This window comes from Curtobacterium sp. PhB25 (assembly GCF_004365375.1).
GTDB lineage: Bacteria > Actinomycetota > Actinomycetes > Actinomycetales > Microbacteriaceae > Curtobacterium.
On the sequence record NZ_SODR01000003.1, the window covers coordinates 343,420 to 366,038 of the forward strand.

Below are 22,619 nucleotides of genomic sequence, written 5' to 3' on the forward strand. Positions count from 1 at the left end.
CGGGTTACCGCCGCAGCTCGAACGTCGTCGTCCCGATCGTGATCGGCGTGCGCTCCGCGACGATCAGGGGAGCGCTCACCTTCTGACCGTTGACGAAGGTGCCGTTCGTGGACTCGAGGTCGGTGAGGAGCCAGCCGTCGGCGCGCAGGTCGAGCCGGGCGTGGTTGGTCGAGGTGTAGTCGTCGCGGATCACGACGTTGGACTCGCTGGAGCGGCCGATCGTGATCGGCCCGCCGCCGAGCGGCATCTCCATGCCCTCACGCGCGCCCTCGGTGATCACGAGGCGCACCGCTGCCGGCGAGGGCGACTGCGTCGCCGCCGTGGGTTGCCCGATGAGGTCGGTGAACGCGCCGCCCGAGGCCGCTGCCGGCGCCGCCGCTGCGGGGATCGTCGGGGTCGTCGGACCGGAGGGAGCCGACTTGGAATCCGTGGGGATCGTGCGCACGCGCTGGCCGAAGAGATCACTGCGCAGGGCGAAGACGATCACGAAGACGAACAGCCAGAGCACCGCGAGGAACGCGAAGCGCAGGACGAGCAGGGTCAGGCCTGTGGTCATCGAGCACCTCCGTCGTTCTCCGGGATCACCCGGAACACCATACGGGTACGACCGATCTCGATGGTGGAGTCCGGCTCCACGATCGCCTGTTGGAAGTGCTGTCCGTTCAGCTTCGAGCCGTTCGTCGAGCCCAGATCCGTGGCCTGGGCGTGCTTGCCGTCCCACAGGACCTCGACGTGCTTCCGGCTCGTCCCGGTGTCCGCGATCGTGATGTCGGCGTCGCTGCCGCGGCCGATCACGGTACGTCCGCGCTGCAGGCGGTGGCGCTGCGAGCCGATGTCGAGGACGGCGATCCAGGCGACGTCGCGCTGCACCGTGGTGGAGTCGATCTGCAGGATGCCCGTCGACAGGGTGCCGTCCTGCTGCAGCCGGATGGTGACCGGTCCGGAGAACGAGTAGTTCTGCGCGACGGCGTGCTGGTGGGCCATCTGCGTGAGTTCGTCGATGAGCGGACGACCGACGTCGTTCATGCGCGTGAAGTCCGGCGGTGCGAGGCGCACGGTGAACTCGTTCGGCACCAGGATGCGCTCTCGCGACACCACGGCGGCCTTCGTGTCGAGCTCACGGCGCAGGGCGCTGGAGATCTCGACCGGCTGCACACCGGAGCGGAAGGTCTTCGCGAACGCGCCGTTCACGGCGCGCTCCAGCCCTCGCTCGAAGTTGTCCAGCAGGCCCATGTGTCTCCAGAGTCGTCGGTCGTCAACCACTGCATGGTAGTGGTTGGCGCAGGGGGCAGTCTGTGCGTGGTAGTGTTTTGGGGCTGGCGCGAGTGGCGGAATTGGTAGACGCGCACGGTTCAGGTCCGTGTGCTGGAAACGGCGTGGGGGTTCAAGTCCCCCCTCGCGCACCAGGCGAAACAGCGAAAGGCCCCGGAGGAATCCGGGGCCTTTCGTGTTCTTCCAGGACGCACCGGACCGGCCGTCGCCGGTGGGCGGATCAGGTCCGATCTGCGTCCGTCGCGTGGTCGGGATCCGGCCAGGAGGCGCGGCTCGACCCCGACACGCCGGGTCCGGAGAACCCGTGGTCGGTTCTTCCCGCATCACTGCGGGCGAAGAACGGGCGCGCGCTGGGCAGGAAGAGGAGGACCGCGGCGACGACCGACAGCGCGATCGTCAGGAGTCCGAGTTCGCCGCTCGTGAGGCTGAGCACCGCACGGGCCACGGCGACGACGACCAGCACGATGCGTGCCACCCGCGACCCGGCGGCCATGCGGAGGACCGCCCACCCGACGAGTCCCCAGACCACGACCGCGACGAGCACCGTCAGGACCGTGCCGATGGCGTTGCTGCCCGTACCCGCCACGAACTGCAGGACGGTCGCCACCAGGCAGATCGCGACCCAGACGAGCCAGAGCACGAACGACACGGTGACGACCTGCGGTCGGTCCGGGCGACGGGTGAACAGTGTCCTGGTCATGGCTGCACGGTACCGGGCGGGCAGGTCGTGCGAGCAGCCGCCCCGCTAGCGTGACCAGGTGACCGATGATCGTGCAGCAGCTCCTCGTCCCGGCGTCGACGTCCCCGATGCCCGTGGGCGGACCGGACTCGACGCCGTCGGCCGTGACCTCGACCGCAACCCCGACGTCGTCGTGCGGGACGTCGAGGTCGTGTCGGACGGCTGGCATGTGCTCCGTCGCACCACGCTCGACGTCCGGCGCCGGGACGGCCGGTGGGACCGGCAGCAGCGCGAGACCTACGACCGCGGGAACGGTGCCACCGTGCTGCCGTACGACGCCGAGCGCCGTACCGTCCTGCTCACCCGGCAGTTCCGCTGGCCGGCGTACGTGAACGGGCACCCGGACGGCATGCTCATCGAGGCAGCGGCGGGGCTGCTCGACGAGGACGACCCCGAGACCGCCGTCCGCCGCGAGGCCGCCGAGGAGCTCGGCATCCGGCTGGGCGACCTGGTGCGCGTCGGCGACGTCTTCATGAGCCCCGGCTCGGTCACCGAGCGTGTCCACTTCTACGTCGGTGCCTACACACCGGCGGACCGGGTCGAGGCGGGCGGCGGGGTCGAGGACGAGGGCGAGGACATCGAGGTGCTCGAGCTGGCACTCGACGAGGCGCTCGCGATGGTCGAGGACGGCCGGATCGCCGACGGCAAGACGATCATGCTGCTGCAGTGGGTGGCACTGCGGTCAGTGGCACCGCGGCGGGTGTCACCCCGACAGGGCTGACCCGTCCAGGCCCACCGCTCGGGCGATCGTCGTGCGGACCAGGCCCTCGCGGGTCGGTCGGTCGAGGTAGTCGACCAGGGCGTACCCGTTGGTGGCGTCGACGAGCGCGAAGAGCAGGCGTCCCACGCCGTCCGGGTCGTCGGTCCGCAGCACGCCCGCGCGCACCCCGTCGACGACGACCGTGGTCGCGAGGAGCTGCCAGTCGTCCATGACGTCCCGTGCCGCGGTCGCCAGCGCCGCGTTCGTGCGGCCGATGCTCCACGCGTCGGCCCACAGGGTGGCGACGTCGTCGCGCGCGGGATCGGCGATGCAGCCGAGCAGGGTGCGGAGGCCGGAGACGGGGTCGGGCGCAGCGCCGACGATCGCGCGGACCTCGGCGACCTCGGCTGCCGCGACGGTGCGGAACGTCTCGCCGACCAGGTCCTCCATGCTCGGGCGGTAGTGGGCGACGAGCGACGGCGCGACCCCGATCACGGCGGCGACCCCGCGGAGCGTCACCGCCGCGAGGCCCTCGGCGCGCGCCAGGTCGACGGCGGCCGCCGTGATCTGGGATCCGCGTTCGGCCGGGCTCAGGCGCCGGCGGGCCGGTGTCGACGGCATCGTCCCACCGTATCCGCGGGTCACGCGCCCTCGACGACGAAGGCCGCCCACAGGTCGGCACGGGTCGCGAAGACGGTGAGGTCGCGGTCGAGGAGTCGGCCGGCGTGCTCGACCCGGGAGCGTGCGGTGTGGCGGTGGATGCCGAGCACCTGGGCGGCGCGGTCGTACTCGCAGTTCTGCTCGAGCCAGGCGCGGACGGTGCGGGTGAGCTCGGTGCCCGCCGACCGGTCGTGTTCGAGCAGGGGAGCGAGGAACGCGCGGGCGACGGCGCCGGCGTCCACGTCGACGTGGGCCAGGTGTGCGAGGACGCCCTCCCGGGCGAGGTCGCCGAACTCGGTGGTGCCCGGTCGTCCTTCGCGCCGACGGTCCAGGGCCTGCACGGCCTCGGTGCGAGCGCGGCCGAACGACCGGTACGCAGCACCGTCCGACAGGCCGGCCCGGAGGTCGAAGCGCCCGACCAGTTCCTCGACGATCGCGGTGTCGTCGGCGCTCACGCACAGGAAGAGGGCGTCGTCGACGGCGAAGAAGAGCTGTCCGGGCCGGTCCTGCACCCACAGTTCGAGCAGGTCGACGACGGTGTCGAGATCGTGGTCGTCGACGTCGAGGGCCGCGATCCGGACGGGTTCGGCGGGCAGGGGCCCCCACACCTCGCGCGACGTCGACTGGACCACCTCCGGATCGCCGACCGAGAGCATGGTGAGCAGGCCGGTGCGCAGGAGCCCGCGTGCCCGGGCCAGCTCACGGTTCTGCTGCAGCGCGAGTCCGGCGAGGGCGATGACGGACGTCACCACCTCACGACCGGCGCGGTCGAGCGCACCGCCGTTCGCGATCGCGAGCACGCCGCTCAGGTGGCCCCCGCTGCCGAGGGTCTGCAGGGTGAACCCGGTGTGGTGCTCGGTGGTCACCGGCAGGCTCGCCCGCTGTCCCGCGCGCAGCAGGCGCAGTGCCTCGGTCCGGAGCAGCTCGAGGTCCTGCGCGGGCACGCCGTCCGCCGGGTGCCCACGGTCCAGGCGCCCCGACACGTCGAAGAGCCCGACCCAGCCGTCGAGCTGCCCGGAGAGCTCGGCGATCGTGGCGCCGAGCCCGTCCGGGCGCATCGCCGCGAGCGAGATCGCCCGTTGTGCGGCGAGGGCCCAGGCGTTCCGGGCGTTCGCGTCGCGGGCGACCGCTTCGGCGTTCGCCTGCGCGACCGCGATGAACGAGGTCTCGTAGGGCACCTCGAACAAGGGGAGTCCGTACAGCGAACAGGCGGCGACGAGGGCGTCCGGGGTGCCGGCGCGGACGACCTCGGTGCCGAACCCGAGTGCGACGACGCCCCGCTCGACGAGTCGGCGGACGTAGGGGCCGGCGACGTCCTCCGGGACCTCGGCCTCGGCGCCGAACTGGGTGCCCGTGGTCAGCAGTCCCTGCCCGTCGGCCAGGAACGGCGTCGGGTCCTCGAGGTCGGAGCTGTGCAGCCACGACAGCGGTGCGTCGAGGGCGTCCGTGTCCGCGTCGGTCAGCGGGCGGAGGCGGAGGTCGGCACGGTGCAACAGGGAACGCAGCGTCGCGGGCATGGGAGCACCTTATCCACCGGGGCGATCGGACCGGTGCTCGATGTACACGGTGGACAGCCGCCGTGGTCCCCGCAGGCTCCTACCATCGCCGCATGTCCTCCACCGCAGCACCCTCGATCAGTGCGCCCACCGGCGGCCCCTCGCTGCCCCAGGAACGACGGCTCGTCACGGCTGTCCCCGGCCCGCGATCACGCGAGCTCATGGCGCGGAAGGCCGGAGCCGTCGCGGCCGGGGTCGGGGTCGCCGTGCCGATCGCCGTCGTCGCAGCCGGTGGCGGGGTCGTCGTGGACGCGGACGACAACTCGTTCGTCGACCTGGGGTCCGGGATCGCCGTGACCAGCGTCGGCAACGCGCACCCCGCCGTCGTCGCCGCGGTCACCGTGCAGGTCGCTGCCTTCACCCACACGTGCTTCACGATCGCCGCCTACGACGGGTACGTCGCGGTCGCCGAGGCACTCAACCGGCTGACCCCCGGTGACCACGAGAAGCGCACGGCGCTGTTCAACTCCGGCGCCGAGGCCGTCGAGAACGCCGTGAAGATCGCGCGCAAGCACACCGGTCGGCAGGCCGTCGTGGTGTTCGACCACGCGTACCACGGCCGCACGAACCTCACGATGGCGCTCACCGCCAAGAACCAGCCCTACAAGGACGGCTTCGGCCCGTTCGCGCCCGAGGTCTACCGGGTGCCGATGTCCTACCCGTTCCACGACGGGCTCTCCGGGCCCGAGGCGGCGAAGCGTGCGATCAGCCAGATCGAGAAGCAGGTCGGCGCGGCGAACACCGCGGCGCTGCTCATCGAGCCGATCCAGGGGGAGGGCGGGTTCGTCGTCCCCGCGCCCGGGTTCCTCACCGCCCTGTCCGAGTGGACCACGGCGAACGGCGTCGTGCTCATCGCCGACGAGGTGCAGACCGGCTTCGCGCGCACCGGGTCGATGTTCGCGAGCGAGCACGAGGGGATCGTGCCGGACGTCGTCACGACCGCGAAGGGCATGGCCGGCGGTCTGCCCCTGTCCGCCGTGACCGGGCGCGCCGAGATCATGGACTCCGCGCACGTCGGCGGGCTCGGCGGCACCTACGGCGGCAACCCGATCGCGTGCGCCGCCGCCCTCGCCGCGATCGACGCGTTCGAGCACGACGGCCTGGTCGACCGAGCCCGCGAGATCGGGGACGTGCTGCTCGGACGACTCCGTGCCGCACAGAGGACCGACCCGCGGATCGGCGACGTCCGCGGACGCGGCGCGATGGTCGCGATGGAACTCGTGGACCCCGCCACCGGAGAACCGGACGCAGCACTGACCGGGAAGGTGGTGCGGTCCGCGTTCGAGCACGGCGTCATCGCGCTGACCGCCGGCACGTACGGCAACGTCGTCCGGTTCCTGCCCCCTCTGTCGATCGACGACGCCCTGCTCCACGAGGGACTCGACGTCGTCCTGGAAGGACTCGCAACAGCATGACCACCGGCACCACCACCGCCCCTGCGGCCGACCGCACCGACGCCGAACGCGAGTTGCTCGCCCGCGTTCCCACGGGCCTCCTGGTCGACGGCGCATGGCAGCCGTCGGCCGACGGCCGGACCTTCGCCGTCGTCGACCCCGCCACCGGCGAGACGCTGCTCGACATCGCCGATGCAACCCCCGAGGACGGTGTCCGAGCCCTCGACGCCGCGGAAGCAGCCAAGACGGGCTGGGCGAGCACACCGCCGCGGCACCGTGCCGAGCTGCTCCGTCGCGCGTTCGACCTGCTGCAGGAACGCCGCGAGGAGTTCGCGCTGCTCATGACGCTCGAGATGGGCAAGCCGCTCGCCGAGGCCCGCGGCGAGGTCGCGTACGGCGGGGAGTTCCTGCGCTGGTTCTCGGAGGAAGCCGTCCGGATCGGCGGCTCGTACGGCACCAACCCGGAGGGCACCGGCCGTGCCACCGTCTCCCACAAGCCCGTCGGCCCCGCGTTCCTCATCACGCCGTGGAACTTCCCGCTGGCGATGGCGACCCGGAAGATCGCACCGGCGCTCGCCGCCGGGTGCACCGTCGTCGTGAAGCCGGCCGAGCTCACGCCGCTCACGACCCTGCTCTTCGTCGACCTGCTGCGCGAGGTCGGTCTGCCCGCCGGGGTGGTCAACGTGGTGCAGACCACGCGGGCCGCCGACGTCTCCGCGCCGGTGATCGCCGACCCGCGCCTCCGGAAGCTGTCGTTCACGGGCTCGACGCCGGTCGGACGCACGCTCTTGGCCCAGGCGGCGCAGAACGTGCTCCGGACGAGCATGGAGCTGGGTGGCAACGCCCCGTTCCTGGTGTTCGCCGACGCCGACCTCGACCTGGCCGTGGAGGGCGCGCTCGCCGCCAAGTTCCGCAACACCGGGCAGGCCTGCACCGCCGCGAACCGGTTCCTGGTGCACGAGGACGTCGTCGACGAGTTCACGCGCCGGGTGACCGCACGCGTCGAGGCCATGCGCGTCGGACGCGGCACCGAGGACGGCGTCGCCATCGGACCGCTCATCGACGACCGTGCCGTCGACAAGGCGCACCGCCTGGTCACCGACGCGCTCGACCGCGGGGCGACGCTCCGCACCGGCGGACACCCGGTCGACGGCCCCGGCACCTTCTACGCGCCCACGGTCCTGACCGACGTGCAGCCCGGCAGCGACCTGCTCCGCGACGAGATCTTCGGACCCGTCCTGGCGATCCGGACCTTCCGGACCGAGGACGAGGCCGTGGCCGCCGCCAACGACACCGAGTACGGTCTGGTCGGCTACGCGTTCACCGAGGACCCGGCCCGCGGCCAGCGCCTGATGGAGCGGCTCGAGACCGGCATGCTCGGACTCAACACCGGGGTCGTCTCGAACGCGTCGGCCCCGTTCGGCGGGGTGAAGCAGTCCGGCCTCGGCCGCGAGGGCGGCGGCGAGGGCATCGCCGAGTACCTCGAGACCATGTACACGCTGACCCCGGACCCGTTCCGGAGCACCACCACCGAAGGAGCAGCACGATGATCGAGAGCGACGTCGTCGTCATCGGAGCCGGTGTCACCGGCCTGACCGCCGCGAACCGCCTGCGCGCCGCAGGACTGACCGTCACGGTGCTCGAGGCGCGCGACCGCGTGGGCGGCCGCACCTGGACGAACGACATCGACGGGGTCACGCTCGAGATCGGTGGCCAGTGGGTCTCGCCCGACCAGACGGCGCTGCTCGAGACCCTCGACGAACTCGGACTCGACACGTACGACCGGTACCGCGAGGGCTCCAGCGTCTACGTCGACGCCCAGGGCACCCGCACCGAGTACACCGGCGACATCTTCCCGCTGCCCGAGGCGACGGCGAACGAGATCGAGCGACTCGTGACGGTCGTCGACGAGTACGTTGCGGCGGTCGACCCCGCGCGCCCCTGGGAGTCCTCGCACGCGGCGGCACTCGACGAGGTCTCCTTCCGCGCCTGGCTCCACACGCTGAGCGACGACCGCGTCGCCACGGACAACGTCGAACTGTTCATCGCGGGCGCCATGCTCACGAAGCCGGCACACGCGTTCTCGGCACTGCAGGCCCTGCTGATGGCTGCCTCTGCCGGGAGCTTCACGAACCTGGTCGACGCCGACTTCATCCTGGACAAGCGCGTCGTCGGCGGCATGCAGCAGGTGTCGGAACGCCTCGCGGAGCGCCTCGGAGACGCCGTGCTCCTGAACGCGCCGGTGCGCACCCTGCGCTGGACCGACGACGGGGTCGTCGCGCTCGCCGACGGCGGCCTCGAGGTCCACGCCCGGCAGGCGCTCGTCGCCGTGCCGCCGCCCCTGTACTCGCGGATCTCGTACGAACCCCCGCTGCCCCGTCGCCAGCACCAGCTGCACCAGCACCTGTCGATGGGCTTCGTCATCAAGGTGCACGCCGTCTACGACCGGCCGTTCTGGCGCGGCGCCGGGCTCTCCGGCACCGCGTTCAGCCCGTACGAGGTCGTGCACGAGGCGTACGACAACACCGAGCACGGCTCGGAGCAGGGCACGCTCGTCGGGTTCGTCTCCGACCAGCACGCGGACGACCTGTTCGAGCTGTCGGCCGAGGAACGGAAGGCCCGCGTGCTCGCATCGCTCGCGCACTACTACGGCGACGAGGCCCTGCGCCCGGTCGTGTACTACGAGAGCGACTGGGGCACCGAGGAGTGGACCCGCGGCGCCTACGCGGCGAGCTTCGACCTGGGCGGGCTCGTCCGCTACGGAGCCGACCAGCGTGCAGCCGTCGGTCCGATCCGGTTCGCGTCGAGCGACCTGGCCGGGCAGGGGTACCAGCACGTCGACGGTGCGGTGCGGATCGGGCGCGAGGTCGCCGACGAGATCCTGGCCGTGACCCCGGTCGCCGCCGGCTCGGGCGCTGCCGCCTCGTCCGTCTGAACGGGTGCAGCGCCGACCGCGCGTAGCGTCCGGGCCATGAGCGACACGACGGCGAACGGATCCAGCGACCCCAGCGAGGCCGAAGCGCAGTACACCGAGGACCTGCCGGACGGGTCGCCCACGGGCGACGCGACGAAGGACCCCGCGCAGGACAGCGACACGGACTCCGGCGGCGAGCCCGCCGACCCGCAGCAGTAGCGGCGACCGACGAGCAGACGGGAGGCACGGTGCCAGCTGGCACCGTGCCTCCCGTCCGTCGTGGAGCCGGGTCCAGAGCGTCCGTCAGCCGATGCGGATCAGCTTCTTGTTGACGAACTCGTCGGCCCCCAGGGGGCCGAGCTCGCGGCCGAAGCCGCTCGCCTTGACGCCGCCGAACGGCAGTTCGGGGCTGTCCGCGCCGACGATGTTGACGTAGACCATGCCGGCCTCGAGCCGGTCCGCGACGCGGAGTGCCTGGTCGGCGTCGGTCGTGAACAGGTACGAGCCGAGGCCGTACGGGGTGTCGTTGGCGAGTGCGACGGCGGCGTCCTCGTCGGCGACGCGGTACACGGCGGCGACGGGGCCGAAGAACTCCTCGCGGTACGCGTCGTTGTCCGGCGTGACGTCGGTGAGGATCGTCGGCACGAAGGCGTTGCCCTGGCGGTCACCACCGGTGACGACGGTCGCACCCTGCGCGACGGCGGACGCGAGCTGCTCCTGCAGCCGGTCCGCGGCGGTCGGGGACGACAGCGGGCCGAGCTCGGCACCGGGCACGGACGGGTCGGTCGGCGAAACCGCCGACATGGCCGTCGTGAACTTCGCCAGGAAGTCGTCGTACAGGTCGTCCACCACCAGGAAGCGCTTCGGGGCGTTGCAGACCTGCCCGTTGCCCTCGAGGCGGGTCGTGACGGCGCACTCGACGACGGAGTCGAGATCGTCGGTGGACAGCACGATGAAGGGGTCCGACCCACCGAGCTCGAGCACGACCTTCGTGAGGTTCCGGCCGGCGATCTCGGCGACGGCGGCACCGGCGCGGGCGGACCCGGTCAGCGAAACCCCCTGCACGCGCGGGTCGGCGATGACGTCTGCGGCCTGGTCGTTCGTCGCGAAGACGTTCGTGTACGCGCCCTCGGGGAACCCGGCGTCGTGGAAGATGCGCTCGATCGCCAGGGCCGACTCGGGGCACTGCGGTGCGTGCTTGAGCAGGACCGTGTTGCCGATGAGCAGGTTCGGACCGGCGAACCGGGCGATCTGGTAGGCGGGGAAGTTCCACGGCATGATGCCGAGCAGCACGCCGATCGACGACTTCCGGATGAAGGCGCTGCCCTCGGAGCCGTCGGCCAGGGTGATCGGCTGGTCGGCGAGGAACTCCTCGGCGTGGTCGGCGTAGTAGTCGTAGATGTCGGCGCAGAAGTCCACCTCGCCCTCGGCCTGGTCGATCGGCTTCGCCATCTCGCGCACGATCGTGGCGGCGAGGTCGGCGTGACGCTCCCGGTACAGGTCCGCGACGCGGTGGAGCAGGGCCGCGCGGTCGGCGACGGTGCTGGTGCGGCCCCACTCGCCGTGGGTCTGGTGGGCGGTGGTGACGGCGGCGCGCAGCTCGTCGTCGGTGATGGTCGGGAACGTCTCGAGGGTCGTGCCCGTGGTGGGGTCGGTGACGGCGTACATGGCGTCCTCTCGTGGTGGGTCAGGCCTGGTCGGTCAGCTGCTTGTTGACGCCGGTGACCGGCTGGTTCTCGTCGAAGCTCTTCGGCAGCACCCGGAAGCCCTTCGTGATGACGAGCAGGTAGGCGAAGCCGATCGCAGCCCACACTCCTCCTGCGATCAGTGCGTCGGCGTGGAGCTGCGACCAGAGCACACCCGTCAGGACCATCGCGAGGCCGGGCAGGACGATGTACTTCCACCGGTCACCCGCGGTGTGGCGGCGGCCCTGCCGAACGGCGAAGTGCACGATGACGCTCGCGTTGACGAAGGTGAAGGCGACGAGCGCGCCGAAGTTGATGTACGACGAGATGGTGTCGAGCGAGAAGCTCATCGCGAGCAGCGTGACCGCCCCGACGAAGACCACGTTGAACACCGGGGTGTGCGTGCGCGGGTTGACGTAGCCGAACACCCGCTTCGGCAGGACGTTGTTCCGACCCATCACCATGAGCATGCGGGCGACGCTCGCGTGCGAGGCGAGCCCCGACGCCAACGCGGCGACGAACCCGGCCGACACCAGGACCGCCTGGAACACCGGGCCACCGACGAGCAGGCCGATCTGGGGGAGCGGGTCGTCGGTGAACTCGCCGAACGGGGTGTTCGTCGGGAACCGCAGCTGCGCGAAGTACGCGGACACCAGGAAGATCGCGCCGCCGAGCAGCACCGTCAGCATGATCGCCTTCGGCATGATCCGGATCGACTTCGCCTCTTCCGTGTACATCGTCACGGCGTCGAAGCCGATGAACGAGAAGCAGACCACCGTCGCACCGGTGAGCAGGGCGGACATCGTCACGCCGTCGTGCACGAACGGCTCGGTGCTCGCGATCGTGCCGGCGCCGGCGCCGTGGACGAGTTCGATGACCGTGAAGACCACGAACGCGATCATCGCCAGGATCGCGCCGATGAGCAGCACCATGTTGAGGTTCGACGTGCCGCGCATCGACAGGCAGATCACCGTCGTCACGAACACCGTGTAGACGACGACCGTCACCCACGACGGCAGCGCCGGGAACACCTGCTCCAGGTAGAGCCGGATGATCAGGGCGTTCACCATCGGCAGCAGCAGGTAGTCGAGCAGGGACGCCCAGCCGACCATGAACCCGAGGTTCGGGTGCATCGACTCCCGCACGTACGTGTAGGCCGAACCGGCTGCCGGGTAGACCCGGACCATCTTCCCGTAGCTGATCGCCGTCAGGGCCATGATGACCAGCGCGATCAGGTACGCGCTCGGCACGGCGCCGTCGGTCTGCCCGGAGACGATGCCGAAGGTGTCGAACACCACCGTCGGGGTCATGTAGCCGAGGCCCAGGCCGACGATCGCCCAGAGTCCGAGGCTCCGCTTCAGGGAACCGCCGCGCGCAGGTGTTGCCGGTGCTGTCGGTGTGGGGACCGCGGTCGGTGATGCCATGTGCGTGGACTTCCCTGCTGGGTCGGAGGTGGGCAGCGCCGGAGCTGGGCTGGGCAGCGTCGCCCGGACTGGTTCGGAGCAACATACCGATGTGCGAGTGCTCGGTGGACCGGCCGCGGTGTACAGACGTCGGGCAGTTGCTGTACACCGCGGCGATGGATCAGACCGCCGGCTGTTGCTGCGTGATGCAGTGCAGGCCGCCGCCGCGCGCGAAGACCTGACGAGCGTCGATCGAACGCACCTGACGACCCGGGTACACGTCGGCGAGGATGCCGCGGGCGTGGTCGTCGGCGACGGCGTCACCGAACGCGCAGGCGATCACGGCGCCGTTCACCACCACGTGGTTGACGTAGTTCCAGTCGACCGGGCCGTCGTCGTCGGTCAGGGTCGACGGGGCCGGCAGTTCGACGATGGTCGCGTCCGTGGCCTGCTCGAGCGCCCGACGGATCTGCGGCATCACCAGGTGGTCCGGGTGGCCGGCGTCGGGCTGCGCGTGCAGCAGGACCGTGCCCGGATCGGCGAAGGTCGCGACCATGTCGACGTGGCCCCGGGTCCCGAACCCGTCGTAGTCACGGGTCAGGCCGCGGGGCAGCCAGACCACGTCCGTCGCGCCGATCGTCCGGGCGAGCTCGAGTTCGACGCGCTCGCGGTCGGCGTACGGGTTCCGTCGCGGATCGAGCTGCACGGTCTCCGTCACCAGGACCGTGCCCGTGCCGTCGACGTGGATCGCCCCGCCCTCGTTCACGAGCAGCGACGGGATCCGCCGCGCACCGGCGGCGGCCGCGACCGTGGCGGCGACCTCGGCGTCACGGGTCCACGTCGACCAGGAGTTCGCGCCCCAGCCGTTGAAGACCCAGTCCACGGCGCCGAGCTCGCCGGTCACGTCGTCGACGACGAACGTCGGCCCGATGTCGCGCATCCAGAAGTCGTCGAGGGGCGCTTCGAGCACCTCGACCGCGGTCGACAGCAGGCGACGAGCGTCGGCTCGCGCGACCGGGTCCACGACGATCGTGACGGGCTGGTGCTCGCTGATCGTGTTGGCGGTGGTCGCCCACGTCCGTCGCGCCGCCTCGGCGCTCGCCGCGTCGTCACCGAGTGTCAGGCCGGGGCGCGGGAACGCCATCCAGGTGCGTTCCTGCGGAGCCGTCTCGGGAGGCATCACCCACGTCATGCGCGCACCTCCGGTCCGGCGTCGGTCGCCGCCACCCCGATGGCCGCGTCGATCGCGTCGCGTGCGCCGTACGCGTGGCGGTCCTCGTCGACCGGGGCGACGAGCCCCGCGTAGAGGTCGGGGCGACGGGTCACGTAGAAGGGGAACAGTCGGAGCCACTCCGTCCGGGCCTCGAGGTCGAGGTCCGCCACGAGCACCGCGTCGGCGTCACGCGGCGCCTCGGCGAGCACGCGGCCGAACGGGTCCGAGATGAACGACGACCCGTAGAACGTGATGTCGCCCTCGTCGCCCCAGCGGTTCGGGACGACCATGAACTGGCCGGCGGTGATGCCGTTCGCGACGATGACCTGACGCCAGATCGGCGCGGTGTCGAAGTCCGGGAACGTCGGCTCGGAGCCGATCGCCGTCGGGTACACCAGGACCTCGGACCCGGCGAGGCCGTAGGACCGGGCCACCTCGGGGAACCACTCGTCCCAGCAGGTCGGCAGCCCGAGGCGTGCGCCGAGTCCCGCCGGCTCGAACACCGGGAAGGCGTCGTCGTCCGTCCCCGCGCGGAAGTACGTGTCCTCGTAGTAGCCGGCGCTGATCGGGATGTGGGTCTTGCGGGTCCGACCGACCAGGGTGCCGTCGGGGGCGACGAGGACGGCGGTGTTGTAGCCGCGGGGGTCGTCGGGCTGGTCGTCGTCGGCAGGGCGCTCGTACAGCGAGGCATGGACGAACACCCCGTGCTCGATCGCCTGTGCGCGGGCGAAGGTGACCGTCGGACCGTCCTGCAGCGACTCGGCGAGGTCCTTCGGGACACCACTGGCCGGAGTGTCGCCGGGGTAGCGGCGCAGGGTGAGCTCGGGCAGGAACACCGCCGCGGCGCCGTTGGCCGCGGCGGTGGCGATGCCGTCGGTGAGTTGTGCGCGGTGGGCAGCGGGGTCCGCGAGCCAACGCACCTGCACGAGGGCGACGCGGGTCGAGCGGCGGGGGGTGCCGGTGTCCTGGTGCAGCGGAGACGGGTGCGGGGGAGCGATGACGACGTCCATCCCGACATTGTTGATCGCATGGTCAATGAGCGCAAGGCCAAGGGGGAGTTGGGTGGGGTGATGAGCGAACCCATCGTCACGCCGCTCGGCTTCTCGCACGTGCGCCTCACGGTCACGGACATCCGCCGGAGCAAGGCCTTCTACGAGCAGCTGTTCGGCATGTCGCCCGGCAGTGACTTCAGCGACCAGATCGACGACCCGACGATCCACGACGACCCGTGGCGGACCTACGGCGGGTGCTCGTTCACGTTCGGCGGGCAGACGCTCGGCCTGCGACCGGTCGCCCCCGCCGAGGACCGGTTCGATCCCGATCGAGTCGGCCTCGACCACGTGTCGTTCCGCGTCGGGTCCGTCGACGACCTGCACGCCGCCGTCGAGCGGCTGGACGCCGCCGGCATCGAGCACGGCGACGTCACCGACCTGCCGCCGTTCGGCCTGGTGATCCTGTCCGTGCAGGACCCCGACGACGTCAACCTGGAGTTCGCGGCACCTCGACCCTGAGTCGCGGTCCGCTGGTGTCCGCTTGCCGCGTCCGTCACCCGGACCTCCAGGTGCCACGGAAGCGGGGAGCGTTGCCTGATCGCGTCAGATCTCAGGAGGAGACAGCATGAGCAAGACCTGGTTCATCACCGGAGCGTCGAAGGGCTTCGGCCGCGAGTGGGCGGAAGCCGCCCTCGAACGTGGAGACTCCGTAGCCGGCACGGCCCGCGACACCGACGACGTGCAAGCACTCGTCGACCAGTACCCGGACACGTTCCTCGGACTGCAGCTCGACGTGACCGACCGTGCCGCGGACTTCGCGGCCGTGCAGCGTGCGGCGGAGCACTTCGGCTCGCTCGACGTCGTCGTGAACAACGCCGGCTACGGCCACTTCGGCATGGTCGAGGAACTCACCGAGGACGAGGTCCGAGCCCAGCTCGAGACGAACCTGTTCGGAGCGCTCTGGGTGACCCAGGCCGCGCTGCCGATCATGCGGGAGCAGGGCTCCGGGCACGTCATCCAGGTGTCGAGCATCGGCGGGATCAGCGCGTTCCCGACGGTCGGCGCCTACCACGCATCGAAGTGGGCGCTCGAGGGGCTGTCGCAGTCCCTGTCGCAGGAGGTCGCCGGCTTCGGCATCCACGTGACGCTCATCGAGCCGGGCGGCTTCTCGACCGACTGGTCCGGACCGTCGTTGAAGAAGAGCGACGAGATCGCCGCGTACGCCGACGTCCGCGAGGCCGCGTCGAAGCGCCCGTCGGCCGCCGACCCCGGCAAGCCCGAGGCGACCCGCTCGGCGATCCTGAAGGTCGTCGACGCCGAGCAGCCGCCCCTGCGCGTCTTCTTCGGCAAGGCGCCGCTCGGCATCGCCGAGCAGGACTACGCGTCCCGCCTGGCGACCTGGCGCGAGTGGCAGCCGGTGTCGGAGGAAGCACACGGCGCCTGACGGCCCGGCGGTCAGTGCCGCGTGCTCGTCGCGCCGATCACGGACAGCAGCCGGAGCCGCTCCGCGCTCTCGCTGCCGGGCTCCGCGGTGTGGACCAGCAGCGTCTGGGAACTCTCGGGGTCGTTCAGCACCTGACACTGCAGCGTGAGCAGGCCGACCTCCGGGTGACGGTACCGCTTCACGTCACGGGGTCGCACGCCGACCTCGTGACGTGCCCAGACGTCGCGGAACTCCGCACTCGTCCCGAGCAGGTGTTCAGCCAGGCGCGCTGCGCGGGATCCAGGGCCTCGGCGTGCGAGGACGCCCCGGAGCCCCGAGGCGTACATCCGAGACAGGAACGCGTGGTCCTCGACCGGGTGCACGTCGCGGGACCCCGGGTCGGCGAACCACCGATAGCCGATGCTCCGGTCGTCGCCCCGGCGGCCGCGCGCGTCACCGGTCAGCTCGACGGCGAGCGGCGTCTGTTGCAGTGTCTCGCCCAGCTCGGTGACGATCTCGGCGGGGCTGTCGGCGAGCCGGTCGAAGATGCGCATCATCCCCGGGCTGACGTGGTCCCCTCCGGAGGCGGCCGCTGGTGGCTCGTGTCCGGCGAGGCGGAAGAGGTGGTCGCGCTCGGCGATCGTGAGCCGCAGTCCCTGCGCGATGGACGCGAGCATCTGGTCGGACGGCTGCGGGCCGCGCTCCCGCTCCAACCGCGCGTAGTAGTCGACGGACATGTTGCTCAGCAGCGCCGCCTCCTCACGCCGCAGCCCGCTCGTGCGACGGCGCTGGCCCCGGGGCAGTCCGACGTCCTCGGGCTGCAGGGCCGTCCGACGGCTGCGGAGGAAGTCCGCGAGGGACGCTCGGTCGATCATGCGCCCATCCTCTCCCGGAGCGTCGACCGCAGCCACGGATCGTCAGGCCGTGGTTGCGTGTGCACGACGCGGCGACGATCGTCTCGGGTGCCGGATCGGGTGCTCACCACGACGGAAGAGGCGGACCATGGCACGGAACGAACGACTCACCCTCCCGGACCTCGGCCGACGCCGGGTCCTGGTGACCGGAGCGAGCGACGGCATCGGGCTCGAGATCGCCGCGCGCTTCGCCGGCGCCAGCGCGGAGGTGGTCGTGCCGGTGCGTAACCGCGACAAGGGAGCGGCGGCCGTCGCCCGGATCACGGCGCAGCACCCGGATGCCTCCGTGCTGCTCGAGGACCTGGACCTCTCCTCGTTGGAGTCCGTGTCGACGCTTGGGGAGCGGTTGCGGTCCGGGGGCACGCCGATCGACGTCTTCGTGGGGAACGCCGGCGTGATGAACCCGCCGGAGCGGCAGACGACCCGGGACGGCTTCGAGCTGCAGTTCGGCACGAACCACCTCGGGCACGTCGCACTCGTCGGCGCCCTGCTCCCCCTGCTCCGTGCCGCCAACGGACGGGTCGTGATGCAGTCGAGCGTGGCGGCGCAGCGGGCTTCGATCCGGTGGGACGACCTGCAGTCCGAGCGGGACTACGACGTCGCGCGGGCGTACGGGCAGTCGAAGCTCGCGGGCGCGCTCTTCGCCCTCGAGCTCGGTCGGAGGAGCCGGGCCGGTGGGTGGGGGATCACGAGTGCGGTCAGCCACCCCGGCGTCGCACCCACGAGCCTGCTCGCCGCACGCCCGGAGATCGGACGGTCGGGCGACACCGTGGCCGTCCGGATGATCCGCTGGCTGTCGGCGCGCCGGCTCCTCGTTGGGACGCCCGCCTCGGCGGCGGAGCCGGCCCTGCTCGCGGCGACCGACACGGACCTCGACGGAGGCTTCGTCGGTCCGACCGGACCCGGGCAGCTCGGCGGACCGGCAGGCCGTCGGAAGCCGTGGGCGCCGTTGCTCCGCGATGACGACGCCGCTCGCCTCTGGGACGTGTCGGAATCACTCGTCGGGAGTGCGGTCAGCTGATGATGTTCACCGCGCGAGAGATCACGAGCGCCAGCAGGATGAACCCGCCGAGTGCCTGGTAGGCCATGATCATCTTCGCGCGCACGGTCATCGGCATCGTGTCCGTCGGGCTGAACGCGACCATGTTCGTCATCGCGACGTAGAGGTAGTCGAGGTAGACCGGTCGCCACGCAGCGGTCTTCGGGTCGGTCTCCTGTGGGAACTGGAAGTCTGCCTCGTCACTCGTCCACAGCTCCGGACGCCGTCGGGCCACCGGCCCGCCCCGGTCGAGCTCCCAGTACACGAGCCCGAACGCGATGATCGTGCTCACCCACACCTGCAGGGCGGTGAGCAGCACGGCACCGCCGTCCGCGTGGCCGCCGAGGAGCAGCTCGATCGTCCGGACCACGGTCAGCTGGTTCGCGACGGTGAGCAGGATCGCCAACGAGAAGGACACCCACCGCGACCAGGTCGTCTCGCGGGTCAGTCGCCGGGGGTTGAAGACGACGAGCGGGATCAGCAGCAGGACGCCGAGCACCGGGACCACCCATGACGGGAAGAACAGCACCTCGCTCGGCAGGAACAGGCTGAGCCCGAGGTTCACCAGGACGGCGATCGCCACCGGCGCGCGGTGCTCGTGCCGGGGTGTGGTCCGCGTCGTCGTCACGGCTCCGAGTGTGGCACTCGAACATCGTTCCGGGCCCGTGCGACCCGTGAGGGTCCGGTCAGTAGGACACCCGTGTCTCTCTCACCGGCACCTGGAACATCAGTAGGCTGGTGGCGGGCCGCGTCACCGCCGGAGCGTGGCCCGAGCAAGGATGAAGCCCACCGCTGGGCAAACAGCGATGGGCTTCGATTTGCTCTCCGAGTGGAGAACAGGGACAGAACGCGTCCCGAGCTTGAACTCGGAACCAGTGTAACTCGATCACCGTCGGGTCGCACGTCCCTCGGCCCCTGCTCTTCGTGTCCGCCGGCGCTGACACGGAAGGTGGTTCGGATGTCCTCCGACGACGAACCGCGTCGACGCCGTCAGGTGCCGTGGTTGGGGATCGCGACGTTGCTCGTGACCCTGGCCCGGTTCCTGCACGACGTGTGGCGCAAGGGTTGAGCCCAGGGTGTCCCGCGCTCTTGCCGGCGCGGGACACCCGTCGGGAGCCGCTCAGTCGACGCGCGCCGGCACCCGGTCGTCCTCGACGTCCGCCCGGATCACCGCGGGCGCCAACCCGCGCCGGCCGCGGGTCGCCCACACCGCGGTGACCGGGCGCGGGGCGTCCGCGTCGGTGGCCCGCCCCGACCCGGCGAGCAGTCCCACGAGCGGAGCGAGGAGCGTGCCGACCACGGCGCCGGTGGTGTTCGCGAGCAGGCCGGCGAACACGCGCCTCCGGGCGACCGCGTGCCGGGCGAGAGCACCGAGGGGCACGAAGAGCAGCACGTTTGAACAGGACCTGCGCGGACGCCGGGTCGACGGTACTGACCGCCAGGGCGGACGGAGCCGATGTCAACCGCTCGGAGGACCCGGGATCGATCCGTCGTCGCACGGGGTCGCGTCGCCCGGGGGACGATCCGCGGGCGCTCGGTGCGCAGGCTGATGGCATGTCCGAACGCAACCGTCCCACCGTCCGTCTCCTCGCCGCCGTTGTGGTCGCCGGCTCCGTCGCGGTGCTCGCGACCGGGTGCAGCTTCGTCCAGCAGCAGACGGGCGATGCCTGGTCCGTGACCTACGAGGTCAGCGTCGACCAGCCGAGCGGGGCCGCGCTCACCGACGTGCGCGTCGAGGGCGCGGAGAAGCGCGGCGACGCCCCGGAGGTGCACCGGCTCGGCACGCAGGAGACGGGCACGCAGGAGACGAGCACGCAGAAGACGGGTACCTGGGTGCACGAGTCGATCGTCCTCGCCGAGCAGCGCGCCTCGGTCCGGGCGACCCCGGCGCGGGGTGCGACGGCGACCTGCCGGATCCTGCTCGACGGCAAGCGCGAGATCGCCACGGAGACCGCTGCCGCGGGCGAGCCCGTGACGTGCTCGGTCGACACCCCCGCCTTCGACTGAGTGGATCAGCCGCCGACGGGCGTCGCGAGCACGAGCGGCTCGACCTCGGAGCCGAGCAACCGCCCGGCCGCCCGCAGTCCGGACAGCAGCGCGCCGTGCACGGTCGCCGGGTCGTCTCCCCACGTGGCCTCGCCGGCGAGTTGCACCCGGCCGGACGGCGCCCCGAGCAGGTCGTGGTCGTCCGGTGACGCCCCGACGTGCAGGTACGAGTACGAGCCGCGTGCGAACGGGTCGTCGGCCCACCGGGTGATGCGGAACGCCTCGGGTTCGGGGACCGACGGGCCGAACATCCGCCGCAGGCCGCCGACGCCCTCTTCGACGATCATGGCGTCCGGCAGGGTCTCGAGGCGCCGGGCCCCGGTCCCGCCGACCAGTGCGGCCAGTACCGGCGCTCCGGTGACGCGGGACATGTCGTACCAGGAGTGCCAGTCGACACCGGCCGACCCCTGCTGGCGGACCACCCACGACTCGCCCCAGAACCGCTCCGGGAACCGCAGGAACACCTTGTCGTAGACGCCCATCCCGAGTCGGCCCATCGCACCGGTGACCGTCTCGGCGAGCGGTGGGTCGAACGTCACGTCGCCGGCCTGCAGCACCCCGAGCGGGACGGTCACGACGACGTCGTCCGCCGTGACCGACGAACCGTCGGCGAGTCCGACCACGACACCCGTCGCGGACTGCGTCACCGACCGCACGACCGCGGACAGCCGGACGTCGAGCCCCTCGGCCAGGGCGGCGGCGTACTGCGCGTAGCCGCCGGGGAACACCACCTCGTCGCCGGGGACGTGTTCCTCTTCGAGGCCGCGGGCGTCGAGGACGGTCACGGGTGCGCCGCAGAGGTCCTCGGAGCGGTGCGCCATGTACTCGCGGACCCGCGCGGCCCGGTCGCCCTGCCACTGCAGGGACCGCAGCACGGTGTCGACGGCGGCCGCGTACGTCGAGGGCGGTGGAGCGTGTGCGACGACGGTGTCCAGGGCGGCGTCGACGGTGTGCAGGTCCGCGACGAACGCCGAGGCCGAGGCCTCGGACAGCGGTGCGCCGGAGGGGCCGTGCCACGCGATCGGCCGGCCGTCGAACTGGAAGCTCCCGACGGTGAACTCGACGGTCTCGATGCCGAACCGGGGCGCCAGGGCCCAGAGCGGGTTGCCGTCGACGCCGTGGATCCACGAGGCGCCGAGGTCGACGGACACGCCGAGCGCGGTGTCGGTCCAGGTGCGGCCGCCGATCCGGTCGCGGGCCTCGAGCACGACGACCCGCTGGCCGTCGAGTGCGAGCGCCCGGGCAGCGGCGAGCCCGGCGACCCCGGCTCCCACGACGACGACGTCGGCATCGAGTGCAGCCATCAGTGGCCTCCGGTCAGGGGTGCCATCAGCCGCGCCGCCAGGCTCGGCCGTCCGGTCAGGGCTTCTTCGCGGTCGGCCAGGTCGGTCGCCACGAGCCCGGCGTTCGCCCCGAGGAACCGGAGCGGCTCGGGCTCCCAGTCGGGCGAGCGGTGGTTCACCCACGGCAGCGCGGTGAGCGGCGACGCGACCCCGCGCACGAGGTCGGCGAGCGTCCGCCCGGCCAGGTTCGTCGTGGAGAGTCCGTCACCGACGTAGCCGCCGGCGGTGCCGACGTGCCCGTCCCAGGTGACGGACGCGCACCAGTCGCGCGGCACCCCGAGCGGGCCGCCCCACGTGTGGGTGATCGGGGCGTCGGCGACGCTGGGGAACAACTCCACCAGGGACTTCCGCAGGTGCTCGAAGACGCGTGGCACCCGGTCGTAGCCGGGGGTGATCGCGGACCCCCAGTGGTAGCGGGCTCCGCGTCCGCCGAACGCCAGTCGGTCGTCCACCGTGCGCTGCCCGTACACGAGCAGGTGCCGGTAGTCGGAGAACGTCTGCCCGTGCTCCAGGCCGATGCGGGCCCACACCGCCCCGGGCAGCGGAGCGGTCGCGATCATGAGCGAGTAGAGCGGCAGGATCCGTCGCTTCGTCTGTTCGAGCTGTGCGCCGTACCCCTCGACCGCGATGACGACCGCGCCGGCCGTGACGGTCCCCCGCGACGTGACCACACGCCCGTGGCCCCACGTCGAGGCGGGCGTGTGCTCCGCGATCCGGACGCCCCGGGCCTCCAGGGCGGCCGCCAGGCCACGCACCAGTGCGGCGGGCTGCACCCGCGCGCAGTCCGGGGTCCACGCGACCCCCGCCGATCCGGCGGCGTCGCCGGGCCGAGCCGGGCGCCAGGTCATGGCGTCGCCCCACTCGGCCGACGAGGCGACCTCGTCGTGCGCCGCGCGTTCCTGCACGGCGGAGCGCGCGTAGAGGACGGTGCCGCCCTTCACGTAGTCGCAGTCGACCCCGGCCTCGGCCGCTGCGCGTCCGACCTCGTCGACGGTGTCGCGCATCGCTGCGCGCAGCGCGAGTGCGGCGTCGCGGCCGTGCTCGCGCGCGACGGACTCGGCGGATCGCGGGAACAGCGCCGAGCACCAGCCCCCGTTGCGACCGGAGGCGCCGAACCCGGCGATCTCGCGTTCCAGGACGACGATCTGGAGGCCCGGGTCGGCCTGGTGCAGGTACCAGGCGGTCCAGAGACCCGTCAGCCCACCGCCGACGATCGCGACGTCCGCGGTCGTGTCGCCGTCGAGCGGCGGCCGGGGCGCCAGGTCGTCGCGTCCGGTGGACGCGAGCTGGTCGAGCCAGAACGAGACGCCCCGGTAGCCGCTCACG

23 protein-coding genes and 1 tRNA gene are annotated in these 22,619 nt (G+C 71.8%); 10 read left to right on the forward strand and 14 right to left on the reverse strand.

All coding sequences use genetic code 11. The annotated features are described in order from the left end of the window. Positions 1-4 precede the first annotated feature (4 nt). Both EDF51_RS08535 and EDF51_RS08540 read right to left on the reverse strand, forming a co-directional pair. Positions 5-556 carry an FHA domain-containing protein gene (locus EDF51_RS08535; RefSeq protein WP_111083697.1) on the reverse strand — a complete coding sequence of 184 codons (552 nt, stop codon included), beginning with the start codon at positions 554-556 and terminating at the stop codon, positions 5-7. Further along, entirely contained in the window at positions 553-1,233 is a 681-nt protein-coding gene (locus EDF51_RS08540; RefSeq protein WP_123292929.1) for a DUF3662 and FHA domain-containing protein, read from the reverse strand. The genes EDF51_RS08535 and EDF51_RS08540 overlap by 4 nt, the downstream gene beginning before the upstream one ends. Positions 1,234-1,319: 86 nt before the next feature. On the opposite strand from EDF51_RS08540, the gene EDF51_RS08545 reads away from it, so the two are divergent. Further along, positions 1,320-1,406, forward strand: a tRNA-Leu gene (locus EDF51_RS08545). An 86-nt stretch (positions 1,407-1,492) separates the two neighbouring features. Here the strand turns inward: EDF51_RS08545 and EDF51_RS08550 are convergent. Beyond that, positions 1,493-1,972: a hypothetical protein gene (locus EDF51_RS08550; RefSeq protein ID WP_131845062.1), complete on the reverse strand. Its 480-nt coding sequence runs from the start codon at positions 1,970-1,972 to the stop codon at positions 1,493-1,495. 58 nt (positions 1,973-2,030) lie between these two features. Between EDF51_RS08550 and EDF51_RS08555 the strand changes: the two genes are divergently transcribed. Further along, on the forward strand, positions 2,031-2,732 hold the full coding sequence (locus EDF51_RS08555) for an NUDIX domain-containing protein (protein WP_131920786.1): 702 nt from the start codon (positions 2,031-2,033) through the stop codon (positions 2,730-2,732). Here the strand turns inward: EDF51_RS08555 and EDF51_RS08560 are convergent. Next, positions 2,715-3,332, reverse strand: coding sequence for a TetR/AcrR family transcriptional regulator (locus EDF51_RS08560; protein WP_131845060.1), 618 nt, complete (start codon positions 3,330-3,332; stop codon positions 2,715-2,717). The two genes, EDF51_RS08555 and EDF51_RS08560, sit on opposite strands and share 18 nt — an antisense overlap. Positions 3,333-3,352: 20 nt before the next feature. Further along, positions 3,353-4,888 (reverse strand): PucR family transcriptional regulator, encoded by a 1,536-nt coding sequence (locus tag EDF51_RS08565; protein ID WP_131845059.1) that lies wholly within the window; start codon positions 4,886-4,888, stop codon positions 3,353-3,355. A gap of 92 nt (positions 4,889-4,980) precedes the next feature. Here EDF51_RS08565 and gabT point away from each other — a divergent pair, with 92 nt between their 5' ends. From gabT to EDF51_RS19835, 4 genes are read left to right on the forward strand one after another with little or no spacing between them, the layout of a single operon-like run. Further along, positions 4,981-6,342 carry a 4-aminobutyrate--2-oxoglutarate transaminase gene (gabT, locus tag EDF51_RS08570; protein WP_131845058.1) on the forward strand — a complete coding sequence of 454 codons (1,362 nt, stop codon included), beginning with the start codon at positions 4,981-4,983 and terminating at the stop codon, positions 6,340-6,342. After that, on the forward strand, positions 6,339-7,871 hold the full coding sequence (locus EDF51_RS08575; protein ID WP_131845057.1) for an NAD-dependent succinate-semialdehyde dehydrogenase: 1,533 nt from the start codon (positions 6,339-6,341) through the stop codon (positions 7,869-7,871). The genes gabT and EDF51_RS08575 overlap by 4 nt, the downstream gene beginning before the upstream one ends. After that, the gene (locus EDF51_RS08580) at positions 7,868-9,256 is read left to right on the forward strand and encodes an NAD(P)/FAD-dependent oxidoreductase (protein ID WP_134194486.1); all 1,389 of its coding nucleotides are present in this window, start codon (positions 7,868-7,870) and stop codon (positions 9,254-9,256) included. The genes EDF51_RS08575 and EDF51_RS08580 overlap by 4 nt, the downstream gene beginning before the upstream one ends. 36 nt (positions 9,257-9,292) lie before the next feature. Further along, entirely contained in the window at positions 9,293-9,454 is a 162-nt protein-coding gene (locus tag EDF51_RS19835) for a hypothetical protein (RefSeq protein ID WP_159572952.1), read from the forward strand. Between the two features lie 84 nt (positions 9,455-9,538). Here EDF51_RS19835 and EDF51_RS08585 read toward each other — a convergent pair whose 3' ends face one another. From EDF51_RS08585 to EDF51_RS08600, 4 genes are all read right to left on the reverse strand, one after another. Next, a complete protein-coding gene (locus tag EDF51_RS08585; protein ID WP_134194488.1) occupies positions 9,539-10,903 on the reverse strand; it encodes an NAD-dependent succinate-semialdehyde dehydrogenase in 1,365 nt (454 codons plus the stop codon). Between the two features lie 19 nt (positions 10,904-10,922). Then, positions 10,923-12,344, reverse strand: coding sequence for an APC family permease (locus EDF51_RS08590; protein ID WP_123937135.1), 1,422 nt, complete (start codon positions 12,342-12,344; stop codon positions 10,923-10,925). Between the two features lie 160 nt (positions 12,345-12,504). Continuing rightward, positions 12,505-13,515, reverse strand: coding sequence for an agmatine deiminase family protein (locus tag EDF51_RS08595; RefSeq protein ID WP_131877958.1), 1,011 nt, complete (start codon positions 13,513-13,515; stop codon positions 12,505-12,507). Next, complete coding sequence (locus EDF51_RS08600) at positions 13,512-14,546, reverse strand: nitrilase-related carbon-nitrogen hydrolase (RefSeq protein ID WP_131877960.1); 1,035 nt, start codon at positions 14,544-14,546, stop codon at positions 13,512-13,514. The genes EDF51_RS08595 and EDF51_RS08600 overlap by 4 nt, the downstream gene beginning before the upstream one ends. 60 nt (positions 14,547-14,606) lie before the next feature. On the opposite strand from EDF51_RS08600, the gene EDF51_RS08605 reads away from it, so the two are divergent. Both EDF51_RS08605 and EDF51_RS08610 read left to right on the forward strand, forming a co-directional pair. Beyond that, on the forward strand, positions 14,607-15,047 hold the full coding sequence (locus EDF51_RS08605) for a VOC family protein (protein ID WP_123339303.1): 441 nt from the start codon (positions 14,607-14,609) through the stop codon (positions 15,045-15,047). Between the two features lie 106 nt (positions 15,048-15,153). Next, entirely contained in the window at positions 15,154-15,972 is an 819-nt protein-coding gene (locus tag EDF51_RS08610) for an SDR family oxidoreductase (protein ID WP_131877962.1), read from the forward strand. Positions 15,973-15,983: 11 nt separating this feature from the next. On the opposite strand, the gene EDF51_RS08615 is transcribed toward EDF51_RS08610, so the two are convergent. Then, on the reverse strand, positions 15,984-16,826 hold the full coding sequence (locus tag EDF51_RS08615) for a helix-turn-helix transcriptional regulator (protein ID WP_134194490.1): 843 nt from the start codon (positions 16,824-16,826) through the stop codon (positions 15,984-15,986). Between the two features lie 127 nt (positions 16,827-16,953). Here EDF51_RS08615 and EDF51_RS08620 point away from each other — a divergent pair, with 127 nt between their 5' ends. Beyond that, on the forward strand, positions 16,954-17,886 hold the full coding sequence (locus tag EDF51_RS08620) for an SDR family oxidoreductase (protein ID WP_131877966.1): 933 nt from the start codon (positions 16,954-16,956) through the stop codon (positions 17,884-17,886). On the opposite strand, the gene EDF51_RS08625 is transcribed toward EDF51_RS08620, so the two are convergent. Both EDF51_RS08625 and EDF51_RS08630 read right to left on the reverse strand, forming a co-directional pair. Continuing rightward, the gene (locus EDF51_RS08625; protein ID WP_123937138.1) at positions 17,879-18,532 is read right to left on the reverse strand and encodes a DUF1345 domain-containing protein; all 654 of its coding nucleotides are present in this window, start codon (positions 18,530-18,532) and stop codon (positions 17,879-17,881) included. The genes EDF51_RS08620 and EDF51_RS08625 overlap by 8 nt on opposite strands. A 492-nt stretch (positions 18,533-19,024) precedes the next feature. After that, entirely contained in the window at positions 19,025-19,297 is a 273-nt protein-coding gene (locus tag EDF51_RS08630; RefSeq protein ID WP_131877968.1) for a hypothetical protein, read from the reverse strand. A 161-nt stretch (positions 19,298-19,458) separates the two neighbouring features. Between EDF51_RS08630 and EDF51_RS08635 the strand changes: the two genes are divergently transcribed. Next, the gene (locus tag EDF51_RS08635) at positions 19,459-19,911 is read left to right on the forward strand and encodes a hypothetical protein (RefSeq protein WP_131877970.1); all 453 of its coding nucleotides are present in this window, start codon (positions 19,459-19,461) and stop codon (positions 19,909-19,911) included. Between the two features lie 5 nt (positions 19,912-19,916). Here EDF51_RS08635 and EDF51_RS08640 read toward each other — a convergent pair whose 3' ends face one another. Both EDF51_RS08640 and EDF51_RS08645 read right to left on the reverse strand, forming a co-directional pair. After that, positions 19,917-21,254, reverse strand: coding sequence for an NAD(P)/FAD-dependent oxidoreductase (locus tag EDF51_RS08640; protein ID WP_131877972.1), 1,338 nt, complete (start codon positions 21,252-21,254; stop codon positions 19,917-19,919). Further along, positions 21,254-22,618 (reverse strand): FAD-dependent oxidoreductase, encoded by a 1,365-nt coding sequence (locus tag EDF51_RS08645; RefSeq protein ID WP_131877974.1) that lies wholly within the window; start codon positions 22,616-22,618, stop codon positions 21,254-21,256. The genes EDF51_RS08640 and EDF51_RS08645 overlap by 1 nt, the downstream gene beginning before the upstream one ends. Position 22,619: the final 1 nt, after the last annotated feature.

Excerpts from the sequence above, each read along its gene's own strand:
- EDF51_RS08580 (WP_134194486.1), top strand. The coding sequence starts at position 7,868 with ATGATCGAGAGCGACGTCGTCGTCATCGGAGCCGGTGTCACCGGCCTG.
- EDF51_RS08595 (WP_131877958.1), bottom strand. The coding sequence starts at position 13,515 with ATGACGTGGGTGATGCCTCCCGAGACGGCTCCGCAGGAACGCACCTGG.
- EDF51_RS08615 (WP_134194490.1), bottom strand. The coding sequence starts at position 16,826 with ATGATCGACCGAGCGTCCCTCGCGGACTTCCTCCGCAGCCGTCGGACG.
- EDF51_RS08590 (WP_123937135.1), bottom strand. The coding sequence starts at position 12,344 with ATGGCATCACCGACCGCGGTCCCCACACCGACAGCACCGGCAACACCT.
- EDF51_RS08635 (WP_131877970.1), top strand. The coding sequence starts at position 19,459 with ATGTCCGAACGCAACCGTCCCACCGTCCGTCTCCTCGCCGCCGTTGTG.
- EDF51_RS08620 (WP_131877966.1), top strand. The coding sequence starts at position 16,954 with ATGGCACGGAACGAACGACTCACCCTCCCGGACCTCGGCCGACGCCGG.
- EDF51_RS08605 (WP_123339303.1), top strand. The coding sequence starts at position 14,607 with ATGAGCGAACCCATCGTCACGCCGCTCGGCTTCTCGCACGTGCGCCTC.
- EDF51_RS19835 (WP_159572952.1), top strand. The coding sequence starts at position 9,293 with ATGAGCGACACGACGGCGAACGGATCCAGCGACCCCAGCGAGGCCGAA.
- gabT (WP_131845058.1), top strand. The coding sequence starts at position 4,981 with ATGTCCTCCACCGCAGCACCCTCGATCAGTGCGCCCACCGGCGGCCCC.
- EDF51_RS08565 (WP_131845059.1), bottom strand. The coding sequence starts at position 4,888 with ATGCCCGCGACGCTGCGTTCCCTGTTGCACCGTGCCGACCTCCGCCTC.
- EDF51_RS08575 (WP_131845057.1), top strand. The coding sequence starts at position 6,339 with ATGACCACCGGCACCACCACCGCCCCTGCGGCCGACCGCACCGACGCC.
- EDF51_RS08535 (WP_111083697.1), bottom strand. The coding sequence starts at position 556 with ATGACCACAGGCCTGACCCTGCTCGTCCTGCGCTTCGCGTTCCTCGCG.
- EDF51_RS08585 (WP_134194488.1), bottom strand. The coding sequence starts at position 10,903 with ATGTACGCCGTCACCGACCCCACCACGGGCACGACCCTCGAGACGTTC.
- EDF51_RS08540 (WP_123292929.1), bottom strand. The coding sequence starts at position 1,233 with ATGGGCCTGCTGGACAACTTCGAGCGAGGGCTGGAGCGCGCCGTGAAC.
- EDF51_RS08560 (WP_131845060.1), bottom strand. The coding sequence starts at position 3,332 with ATGCCGTCGACACCGGCCCGCCGGCGCCTGAGCCCGGCCGAACGCGGA.
- EDF51_RS08640 (WP_131877972.1), bottom strand. The coding sequence starts at position 21,254 with ATGGCTGCACTCGATGCCGACGTCGTCGTCGTGGGAGCCGGGGTCGCC.
- EDF51_RS08600 (WP_131877960.1), bottom strand. The coding sequence starts at position 14,546 with ATGGACGTCGTCATCGCTCCCCCGCACCCGTCTCCGCTGCACCAGGAC.
- EDF51_RS08550 (WP_131845062.1), bottom strand. The coding sequence starts at position 1,972 with ATGACCAGGACACTGTTCACCCGTCGCCCGGACCGACCGCAGGTCGTC.
- EDF51_RS08610 (WP_131877962.1), top strand. The coding sequence starts at position 15,154 with ATGAGCAAGACCTGGTTCATCACCGGAGCGTCGAAGGGCTTCGGCCGC.